Raw genomic sequence first — 10,270 nt, 5'->3', positions numbered from 1 at the left:
TTCAAAGTATTATTTTTTCTCGGTTCAGTTGCCGTGAGTTGTTTCTCTCCCCGGCACTTATTCAATATATCAATCCTGCCGGTTATTGTCAAGGGTTTTTCAAAACTTTTTTTTAATCGGGTGAATTTAATTTCTGATTTTGGCTATAAGCTTTATATGGTAAGGGTTAGACAAATTTCAAAATAATCAATCTATGGGATGCTGTCCATAATAGGGTAGAGCCTCGGACCAATGTGGGTGTTTGCCTTGCCGCCACTTTAAATAAGCTAATTCCAAAATACTGTTAACAGTGGCGGCTAACTGAGATGTAGCCGAAATTAACTGATAACTGGTATGCCAATTAGCAAGGGTTTCTTGCCATGCGGCTGGGGTGAATACTGTATCTGGCAACAAAGCAGTAAGGCTGGAATTATCAGGGGTTGGTTGATAAATAGCACCAAAAATCTGTCCCCTTTGTCCTGGCATTTCTACTGCAATTATTGGATATTGGTAATTTCGCGTTAGGGGAGTAGTATTTTTAATTTTAGCCGCAAAACTACAATGGTTGTGTGAGCTATGTTCTTGCCAAGCTACTGCAGCTAGAGTGGAAATGGTAAATACTGGAATTTTTAGCTGTTGTGCTAGTGTACGAGCGGTGACAATACCAATGCGAGTTCCCGTAAAACCACCAGGTCCTTGGCTGACGGCGATAAATTCCAGGTCTGCCCAGGTTCGTGGTTTAATCATATCCATCAGGTATTGATGGATATGACTAGATAAGTCACGCCCTAAATTCCAAACTTGAGATTGGGTATGATCTGCAAAGTTGCTAATTGTCAAACCTAGTTCTGGTGTGGTGGTGTGCAATGCTAAAGCGTATTTATTTAGTGGCAATATGGTCGTCAAAGTAAATATATTTTATTTGGGGATGGAAGCTAGGTAGCTTTGATTTTGGGCTTTTAATTTAATATTAATGGAGTTTTTGAGAATTGGTGTTACTGGTTGGAAATATACTGTAAGATAGATTTAATAGTATAATTGAATGCTAATTTTAGCATAAATACCAGATAATACTAATTATAACTAATTATTTATAACTTATTTATAACTATTTATCCGTAACTTTGATAACTTTTATTTACATATAAATTATTTGATACTGAAATAGAAGATACTTAACTACGAAAACTGCAAATGTTGTTATGATTTCAGAAATTAAGTCAAAAAATTTTCACAGGAGGAATTTCCTTTGTCTCGTCGTTATTTATTTACTTCCGAGTCAGTTACAGAGGGTCATCCAGATAAAATCTGTGATCAAATTTCTGATACGATTATTGATGCGCTACTCGCAGAAGACCCTCATAGCCGTGTGGCGGCAGAAGTTGTAGTTAATACTGGTTTGGTGCTAATTACTGGAGAAATTACCACCAAAGCTCATGTTAATTATGTCCATCTTGCCAGAAAAAAAATCGCGGAAATTGGCTATACTGACGCAGATAACGGCTTTTCTGCAAATAGTGCCAGTGTTTTAATAGCATTGGACGAACAATCACCTGATATTGCTCAAGGTGTCAATGTAGCCAAAGAAAGCCGGACTGAGGATAGTGAAGAACTATTTGATAAAATCGGCGCTGGTGATCAAGGTATCATGTTCGGTTTTGCTTGCAACGAAACTCCAGAACTTATGCCTTTACCTATCAGTTTAGCGCACCGCATTGCCCGGAGATTGGCAGGAGTTCGCAAAGCTGGTATTCTCCCTTACCTGCGTCCCGACGGTAAAACCCAGGTCACGGTAGTCTATGAAGATGGTAAACCTGTAGGTATTGATACTATCTTGGTTTCTACTCAACATACAGCTACTATTGGCGATATTAGCGATGATGCTGAGGTACAGGCAAAGATTAAAGCTGACCTGTGGACGGAAGTAGTAGAACCTATATTTGGTGATATTACTATTAAGCCAAGTCAAGAAACCAGGTTTTTGGTTAACCCCACTGGTAAGTTTGTTATTGGTGGACCTCAGGGAGATTCTGGTTTAACAGGACGGAAAATAATCGTTGATACCTACGGTGGTTATTCTCGACATGGTGGCGGTGCTTTTTCCGGTAAAGACCCCACGAAAGTAGACCGTTCTGCTGCTTATGCTGCTCGCTATGCTGCTAAAAATATTGTCGCGGCTGGTTTAGCACAAAAGTGTGAAGTACAGCTAAGTTATGCCATTGGTGTGGCTCGGCCTGTTAGCATTTTTGTTGATACCTTTGGTACGGGTAAAGTAGATGATGAAATTCTATTAAACTTAGTTAAAGAGAATTTTGAACTCCGACCAGCGGGAATTATCCATGTGTTCAATTTACGTAACTTACCAAGTGAAAGAGGCGGACGTTTTTATCAGGACGTTGCGGCTTATGGTCATTTGGGAAGAACGGATTTGGATTTACCTTGGGAACGTACGGATAAGGTAGATGTGTTAAAGCAAGCAATTAATTAACATAATTCGGGTTTAATTGCTTAAGTAGTTAGTTTGACAACAAAAAATTATACTGAGGTTATGGATAATTTAATTATCTATAACCTCTTTTTTAATTGAGTTGTAACTCACACAAGTATCATAATTCCTAGACTGTAGTTGGGACTTATTCCTATCTCAGAGACAGTAAGGGAAGAGAATCAGGGATAAATCCGGTAGTACAAACAAAATATATTTCCTTTTGTGAAACAAACTTAAAATGTGTAAATTTAACTGCCTAAGTTGTACTGCATTTAATTTGTATGATTCTAGCGGGCAAGACTTGTACTGAGATTGGTCGAAGTATGCCCGCACCACAACATCTAGCTAGATTAGGATTATCAAATTTAGATGCGTAACAGCTTAGTCCCAATCGGGAAGAGTAGTTCCATATTCTCCACCAATACCGATTCCTGTGTTATATATACCAGCATCGGTAATATTAATATTATCCATTGATGCTTGATAGACGTTAGAATCGTGAATGGTTGCCCGAGTCAGGTTGGCGTTGTTGAGATTGGCTTGTTTTAGGTTAACATTGGTAACAAAAGCTGATGTTAAATTAGCACCTGCTAAATTTGCTCCCGTCAAGTCAGCACCTTCTAAGTTAGCATTTGTCAGGTTAGCACCTTGAAGGTTTGCGCCCCGTAAGTCAGCACCAATCAAATGAGCACCGCTGAGGTTGGACCCTGATAGATTACACTGAATACATTCTCTGGTTGACAAAAGTTTCTGCAAATCTTGTTTGCTTCCAGCTTGAACTGAATTAGCTAGAAACAGGGGAGTTATCAAGGCCATAGCGGCTAATAGTTGGAGTTTCATAAAATTTCCCCCTTTATAATGGAGTTATGTCCGTTCTTGCCCTCACGCCTTTATTGTCTCACTAATTGGCTGGAGAATGTTGATTTAAATGACAAGCTTGATATTTTTTCACAAATGGGCAAAATATAGAGTTAGGATCTAGAGGATAATTAACCGCAGATAACCGCAGATAACCGTAGATAACCGCAGATAACCGCAGATAAGTTATCAAGAAATCTGGTGAAAATTAAATGCGCGTAACCACCAAACCCTTGTAGAGACAATTTATGAATCGTCCCTATAATTTTTTTTATAAGATATCTATTCAGTAAATCCCGAATTTATTCTCTCTCTTCACATTTATATCTGGTAAAAATTATATCTGGTAAAAATTTCAGTTCAAATGAATCATTAATGGGAGGTGTAAATCTCCCATTACCCATGAAATTATTTTGTCGTCTTATTAAACCAGATAAATAGTATTCGGCACAATGGGAAATATTGCATATTCATACCAAGCTGTCCAGATAAAACTCCGAATCCAGCGTTGACGTTTTTCCAAACTTAATTCATACTCAAATGTACCAGAAGATTGATCAATGGAAGATAGATGAGAGTTGCAACCGCAGCCATGTTGATAGGTAAAACCGTATTTGGAGGCGATACTTTGTACCTTCATTTGCATGGCAAATACCTTACCTGCGTGTAGTATAGCATCCCAACTACGTTTATGTTCTATATCTCGTTGATCAAATCTTAAAGCTCTTTCTTCAAATACATGATCTCGATAAATTGGCGCTAAATGGACATGATAAAAACTTGCTGGTAGATCATAACCAAATTCCTGGAAAAGTTCTAGTCCAATACGCGCTACTTTGATTTCGTCACTGTATTTACAACCTTTTGATTCCAAATTACGCAAAACTTCTTCAAAGTTAGGATAATTATGAACTATAAAATCATGACCATAAAATTCTAGGGTTTCTCGTGCCATTTGCCCAAATAGCTCTGAAAATGAGCGTTTTAAATGAAATAATTGGGGACGTTCATTAAACAAGTCAACATCACCATATTGCAGTTTATATTGAAATAACTGCGCCATTTCCACATAGATTTTTGCATCACTGAGTTTAACATTTGCCCTACCTTTAGCAATATCTTGCCACACAGAAGGTAATTGAGAAAGGGTAACGGCATTTTCACCAACAATGACTGCAATATTAGGGACTTCTTGAAGCTGCATATCCAATTTCCACAGAGATTTTAATTAACTAATTTACTATAAATAATCTCCTTTTTATTTTATTAACAGAATTAAAAAATGTTTGACAGACTGTCTTTTGACATTCCACTTCTAAGTAGGTTAGGTTGACCCAAGGAAACTCAACATTTTCGGAACTTTGTTGGGTTGCGCTGTCGCTTAACCCAACCTACAATGTATTCACAAAAATATATTACGGTTAACTACATTTTCAAATATCTTTTAATATCCGTTGTCGGACTCGTTCTATAATTATTCTCTCTTCAGGTGATAGCCCATTAAACAACATTTCATATATTAATGGTACACCCAATTCTAATTCTTCTAAAAGTGTCCGTTGGCTAAATACATCTTCTGGTTTTCCTTCTAGCATCAATTGTCCTTTATCCATAACAAAAACCCAATCTGCCCAGCGATATACTAAATCTAAATCGTGGGTGGCCATTAATAAAGTATGACCATGTTGATGAATTTTTTTGAGGGTTATCATCAAATTACGAGTATGTTTAATATCTAAATATGCCGTTGGTTCATCTAATATTAAAAGCTGCGGTTTTAGTACCATAATATCAGCAATGGAAACTCGTTTTTTCTGTCCTAAACTGAGATGATGTACTGGTGTTTCTGCTAAATTAGTTAATTCAAATTCACGTAATATATGTTCTACTCGCTGTTTAATTTCTCCTGTGGGTAAACCTAAATTACATAAACCATAAGAAATATCTTCTTCAACTGTAGAAGCTACTAATTGTTGTTCAGGGTCTTGAAATACTAAACCGACTTTTTGCCGGATTTTACTGAGATAATGGCGATTATAAATTAATGCTTCACCACACCATTTGACAATTCCAGAACTTGGTTTATATAGTCCATTAGCCAGTAAGAAAAGTGTGGTTTTACCACAACCATTTTGACCAATTAAGGCACATTTTTTACCAGAAGGAATCCTCATGGTTAAACCATTTAAAGCTGATTTTTGTGAACCTGGATAGGTGTAATAGACCTGATCAAATTCGAGTAAATATTCCTGCATTTCGGCAAATTTCTAATCCTATTAATATTACACAGCCACAAATTGCTTCAATGGTATATCGTGGAGATAAACGATAACGTCGGGGATGCCAAAATCGCAATTCACCAGCGAAACCTCGTGCTTGCAATCCCAGAGAAAATTGACTATATTGTTGTAGAGTTCGCTGCAATAATTGTCCGATTAATAATGCTAAACTTTTCATGCTAGTATGCCAATTACGATAGCCATTACGAGAATTTTCTGCTGTCCACAATTCATTGGCTGTTTTTAATAAAATGAAAATAAACCGATACATTAGTAATAATAAATCAGTTAAAAGCACTGGAAATCTTAACCAACGTAGAGTTTGCAAAATTTCTGTAAACGGGACAGTTAACATGAGAAAATATAAACAAGAAACAGAAGCTAATGCTCTAGTTAAAATCCTCCATGCTTGAATGCAGCCACTCCGACTGATATAAATATAGAAGTCTCCAAAATTTAACCCATAAAATGAATCTAATTTCACAATTTCTAGATGAGAAATTTCAACTCCATTTACCATTAATGCTGGTAAACTTGTCAAACAAAAAACTATAGTGAATATTAACAAGCGCCAATAAACTCCAGCCGGAATTTTTGCATAAATTACTGTCCAAATACTCATCCAAATTACTATCAAAATTTGCACTAGAGGATGACTACAAAGAGAAATAATCAGAGTGGTAAATGCAAAAATGAGTTTATGTTCTGGTGGTAATCTTCGCAGTTGATTAGTGTAAGCTAGGGTATCTAATTTTAAAGTCATTCTTAACTTCTTTCTCGTTTTGAACGTCCTTTATATACACCAATTGCGTAACCAACTACTCCCGCACCTAAAGCTGCTTGAGAAGCAAATAATAAACTGGCTATTTCCCCACTAGCTGGTGTAAATGGTGATTGAAACCAAGGTTTATATTCAGGTTGTATTTCTGTAATAGCGGCTTTAGCTTTGTCATCAGAACCGCCGAACTTTCCATGAGGCACAAATATTAATGGTGCAACTCCTAAGGCTAAAACTGCTAATATTAAAAACCAGTTATTTAAACTTTTATTAGATTGATTCATTACCGTGATTTCTTCCCTTGATTAATTGCAAAAGTTCCAATTCTTGAGGATTATAAGATTGTAACCAGTTCCAAACTAAGACAGTTAGTAATCCTTCACTAATTGCTAAGGGTACTTGAGTAAGGGCAAAAATTCCCGCGAATTTGGCAAATGAAGCGATAAATCCACCGACTGGTGCAGGAAAAGCCAAGGCAAGTTGGATAGAAGTGATAATATAGGTGAGTAAATCTGCCAAGGTTGCTGCTAAAAAGATGGCGATTTTTTGTTTACTACTCAGCCGCATTGTGGTATTATATATCCAGTACGCTGCATAGGGTCCAGCGATCGCCATGGAAAAAGCATTTGCACCAAGTGTGGTCAAACCACCATGGGCCAGTAACAAAGCTTGAAATAACAATACCAAGCTACCCAAGACTGTCATAGTCAGAGGTCCAAACAGCACCGCACCTAATCCCGTTCCTGTGGGGTGAGAACAGCTACCGGTGACAGAAGGAATTTTCAACGCTGACAGGACAAAGGTAAAAGCACCAGCTAAACCTAATAAGAGTTTCAATTCTGGGTTAGCTTGGGTAATGCGAGTTAGACTACGCAATCCTAAAATGAAAAATGGTAATGTTACAACCCACCAAAAAATTGCCCATTGCACTGGTAAAAAACCTTCCATAATGTGCATTGCGTAGGCAGGTTTGGGGAAACCAACTACCAAGTAAAAACTAATAACAGCCATTAGGGTGAGACTAACTAATGCCTGTTTTTTTCTGGACATAATCTGTACCTCGCAGATTTATATAAACGTAATTCTATCGGTGGGCATTCTGACTTACCATATTTTGGCTCACAGTTGCGGGACAGTGCCGGACTTGCACCAGACTTTCCCCCTTACGTCCAATAGTGCAGCGAGGTGTTAGCCATTGGCTGCTCCCCATCAGAACCGATGGTAACAACTATATCATTATTCCCAATAGAACTTAATTCTCTATACAACTTAGACAAAATCCGGGTGCTTTGTCACCCCAAATTTTCATCGCCAGCGTGCAAGATATAAGATAAGTTTTATAGAGTGGAAAATTAAAAAAATGACTAACAAGCGTTCTGGAATCTTTATTGGCGGTTTGATGATAGGGGCAGCTATCGGCACTTTAGCCGGTTTGCTAGTTGCTCCCCGCACAGGCCGCGAAACGCGTAAACTTCTCAAAAAATCCGCTCATGCTATCCCTGAATTAGCTGAAGATATCTCTACCAGCGTACAAATTCAGGCAGATCGTATTTCTACTAGCACCCTGCAAAACTGGGATGAAACTGTAGATAGACTGCGGGAAGCGATCGCAGTTGGCATAGATGCTACTCAGCGCGAAAGCCAAGGCTTAATTCAGAAAAATACTGTTGATGTTAGCAGCATCCCAGACAAAACCGATAATTTGACTCAAAAACTAGAACGTTCATAAATGAGATAACAGTGATTGATCCTTTATTTTGGTTGGGACTATCTATCCTCTTGGTTGCTGCTAGTCTCACAGCCGTTTTAGTGGCATCTATACCTGCTTTACAGGAATTAGCCCGTGCCGCTCGCAGTGCTGAAAAATTTTTTGATACTCTTTCGCGGGAGTTACCACCTACTCTTAATGCTATCCGCAACACCAGCTTAGAAATAACAGATTTAACTGATGATGTTAGTGAAGGTGTCAAAAGTGCCGGTCAAGTTGTCAAACAATTTGATCAAAGCCTAAATACTGCCAAAAAACAAGCAGAAAATCTTCAAATCAGCACTCGTAGTGTTTTAATTGGTATTAAAGCTGCGTGGACAAGTTTCAATCGGAAAAAACCTGCTAAAAGAAATGCCAGAACCTTAACTAATCAATGATAAATTACCAATAACATCACAGTTATCTCCAGTCCCTAATTTCTCAATCAGGTTTTGTTGATCTATCTAACTAATATTAGAGTAAAGTAAAGAAGTGTAAAGAAGTATCTCTTTTACGTGACTCTTTGCAAAGCACTTGTTACATTATCCTGTTAATAATAGTATAAAAACGTTCATGCACCTGTGTTCTTGGCGACGAATTTTAGTATCAATTGCCTTATTTTGCTTTGCTGGGTCAATCTGGGCAATTAATTCTCCATCAGCCCTAGCTTATGAAAATCCCGATTTATTACCGGGCTTTGTTACACCAGTAGTAGATTTAGCAAAAACTCTCCCTGACCCCCAAGAAGAAAAATTAGTTAAAGAATTAGACCAGTTTGAAGCTGATACTGGTTGGAAATTGCGCGTTTTAACGCAGTATGACCGCACCCCAGGTAGAGCAGTAATTAAATATTGGGGATTAGATGATAAAAGTATTCTCCTAGTCGCGGATGCCCGTGGTGGTAACATTCTTAGTTTTAGCGTAGGTGATGCAGTTTATCAATTCTTACCCCGCACCTTCTGGATTGAACTACAAACCCGCTTTGGTAACTTATACTTTGTCCGTGAACAAGGAGAAGATCAAGCCATTCTCCAGTCCTTAGATTCAGTCAAAGGTTGCTTACTTAAAGGCGGTTGTAATGTAGTTCCTGGACTCCCTAGAGAACAATGGATACTCACCCTTGTCACCTCCGCTGTCGGTGGAATTATTTGCGGTTTTGCCGCTCAACCCCGCAACGATAAACAAATAGTTGCTTGGCAATGGGCGTTAATTTTTTCACCCTTATGGGGAATGTTATTTATTGCCTTCGGTATTGCTCCAGTTATTACCCGTACAAGTGACTGGTTGCCTCTAGTTCGCAATATTTCCGCCTTTGCTATTGGTGCTTTAGTGGCTTATTTATCCCCTGTTTTTAGTCGGCCTCCTTCGGGGGCTGAATCCTGAGAAGTTTAGGGGACTGGGGAATAGGGTATTCTCTACCCCCCTTTTCTTCCTGAACGACGGCGAGGTCTTCTTTCTTGGTTCGCACGTAAACGCATACTAACTTCATTAAAGAAGTCTCGTCGGAGATATGGATAATCACTTACCCATAGGTCACGACTAGGAATATATATATCACTAAATTCTTCAATTGTGCTTAAATCAGCACGATTTGACATGACCACCATTTCGGCTATTTGACCACGAGTAATGGCTTTGTGGGCAGGACGTAGTGGGGCTTCAAATTCAACACTAAATCCTGTGTCGTCACCTATTTCTAGGTTAATCCGCTTTTCGCGGTTTTCAATAATTACTAACTCACCTTTACTGTTGACGGTTTCCTGTTTGCCCATTAACCGATCTGTAATCCACCAATCTAGCACTCGTCCCCGGAAAAATCCACTGTATTTGTAACGGCGGCATTTTCCATTGCGGATACTTGCCTGTAATATGGGATACCATAGCCAAAAGAAAGCACCAAATACCCCAAAAAAGAATATGAACCCAAATTCCAATCTAAACAAAAATTGTATCAGCAGTAGCACAGCCATGGTAACTACGGAAATTAATAGCCGCTGCAAAAAATTACTAAACTTCCCCCAATAGTATTTATATTGTGGTCCAGAGGCAATTAGGGGAATAATTTGTTCAAATTTTTGCCGAGTTAGGGGAACAAGCATATTTTAGATTTTGGATTTTGAATTTTAGATTTTGGATTGGAA

The 10,270-nt window shown here is 38.2% G+C and carries 13 protein-coding genes and 1 riboswitch; of the genes, 5 read left to right on the top strand and 8 right to left on the bottom strand.

Annotated elements, in window-relative coordinates; translation table 11 throughout:
- The coding region (locus tag H6F62_RS20735) for a hypothetical protein (protein WP_206755832.1) at window positions 1-186 on the top strand (186 nt) is incomplete at its 5' end.
- On the opposite strand, the gene tsaB is transcribed toward H6F62_RS20735, so the two are convergent.
- Window positions 187-885 carry a tRNA (adenosine(37)-N6)-threonylcarbamoyltransferase complex dimerization subunit type 1 TsaB gene (gene tsaB, locus H6F62_RS16130; protein ID WP_199306450.1) on the bottom strand — a complete coding sequence of 233 codons (699 nt, stop codon included), beginning with the start codon at window positions 883-885 and terminating at the stop codon, window positions 187-189.
- A gap of 343 nt (window positions 886-1,228) precedes the next feature.
- On the opposite strand from tsaB, the gene metK reads away from it, so the two are divergent.
- A complete protein-coding gene (metK, locus tag H6F62_RS16125) occupies window positions 1,229-2,467 on the top strand; it encodes a methionine adenosyltransferase (protein ID WP_137907590.1) in 1,239 nt (412 codons plus the stop codon).
- Window positions 2,468-2,848: 381 nt separating this feature from the next.
- On the opposite strand, the gene H6F62_RS16120 is transcribed toward metK, so the two are convergent.
- The 6 genes from H6F62_RS16120 to H6F62_RS16095 form a co-directional block, all read right to left on the bottom strand.
- Window positions 2,849-3,307, bottom strand: coding sequence for a pentapeptide repeat-containing protein (locus H6F62_RS16120; RefSeq protein WP_137907589.1), 459 nt, complete (start codon window positions 3,305-3,307; stop codon window positions 2,849-2,851).
- A 442-nt stretch (window positions 3,308-3,749) separates the two neighbouring features.
- On the bottom strand, window positions 3,750-4,529 hold the full coding sequence (locus tag H6F62_RS16115) for a hypothetical protein (protein ID WP_190372481.1): 780 nt from the start codon (window positions 4,527-4,529) through the stop codon (window positions 3,750-3,752).
- A 229-nt stretch (window positions 4,530-4,758) separates the two neighbouring features.
- A complete protein-coding gene (locus H6F62_RS16110) occupies window positions 4,759-5,580 on the bottom strand; it encodes an ABC transporter ATP-binding protein (protein ID WP_137907585.1) in 822 nt (273 codons plus the stop codon).
- Window positions 5,555-6,367, bottom strand: coding sequence for a cobalt ECF transporter T component CbiQ (gene cbiQ, locus H6F62_RS16105; protein WP_190372480.1), 813 nt, complete (start codon window positions 6,365-6,367; stop codon window positions 5,555-5,557). Before cbiQ ends, H6F62_RS16110 begins: the two co-directional genes overlap by 26 nt.
- 2 nt (window positions 6,368-6,369) lie before the next feature.
- Window positions 6,370-6,666 (bottom strand): energy-coupling factor ABC transporter substrate-binding protein, encoded by a 297-nt coding sequence (locus H6F62_RS16100; RefSeq protein WP_137907583.1) that lies wholly within the window; start codon window positions 6,664-6,666, stop codon window positions 6,370-6,372.
- The gene (locus tag H6F62_RS16095; protein ID WP_190372479.1) at window positions 6,653-7,432 is read right to left on the bottom strand and encodes an energy-coupling factor ABC transporter permease; all 780 of its coding nucleotides are present in this window, start codon (window positions 7,430-7,432) and stop codon (window positions 6,653-6,655) included. The genes H6F62_RS16100 and H6F62_RS16095 overlap by 14 nt, the downstream gene beginning before the upstream one ends.
- Before the next feature lie 21 nt (window positions 7,433-7,453).
- Window positions 7,454-7,617, bottom strand: a riboswitch (cobalamin riboswitch).
- Window positions 7,618-7,742: 125 nt separating this feature from the next.
- Between H6F62_RS16095 and H6F62_RS16090 the strand changes: the two genes are divergently transcribed.
- The 3 genes from H6F62_RS16090 (at window position 7,743) to H6F62_RS16080 (ending at window position 9,512) form a co-directional block, all read left to right on the top strand.
- Window positions 7,743-8,111, top strand: coding sequence for a YtxH domain-containing protein (locus tag H6F62_RS16090; protein ID WP_137907582.1), 369 nt, complete (start codon window positions 7,743-7,745; stop codon window positions 8,109-8,111).
- Window positions 8,112-8,122: 11 nt separating this feature from the next.
- Complete coding sequence (locus tag H6F62_RS16085; RefSeq protein WP_190372478.1) at window positions 8,123-8,527, top strand: hypothetical protein; 405 nt, start codon at window positions 8,123-8,125, stop codon at window positions 8,525-8,527.
- A gap of 175 nt (window positions 8,528-8,702) precedes the next feature.
- Entirely contained in the window at window positions 8,703-9,512 is an 810-nt protein-coding gene (locus tag H6F62_RS16080) for a TPM domain-containing protein (RefSeq protein ID WP_137907580.1), read from the top strand.
- 32 nt (window positions 9,513-9,544) lie between these two features.
- On the opposite strand, the gene H6F62_RS16075 is transcribed toward H6F62_RS16080, so the two are convergent.
- Window positions 9,545-10,228 (bottom strand): phosphate ABC transporter permease, encoded by a 684-nt coding sequence (locus H6F62_RS16075; RefSeq protein ID WP_137907579.1) that lies wholly within the window; start codon window positions 10,226-10,228, stop codon window positions 9,545-9,547.
- Window positions 10,229-10,270: the final 42 nt, after the last annotated feature.

This window comes from Anabaena sp. FACHB-1391, assembly GCF_014696755.1.
Classification (GTDB): domain Bacteria; phylum Cyanobacteriota; class Cyanobacteriia; order Cyanobacteriales; family Nostocaceae; genus Dolichospermum; species Dolichospermum planctonicum.
Note: the sequence above shows the minus strand (reverse complement) of the source record. Positions and strands in the feature narration are given on the sequence as shown.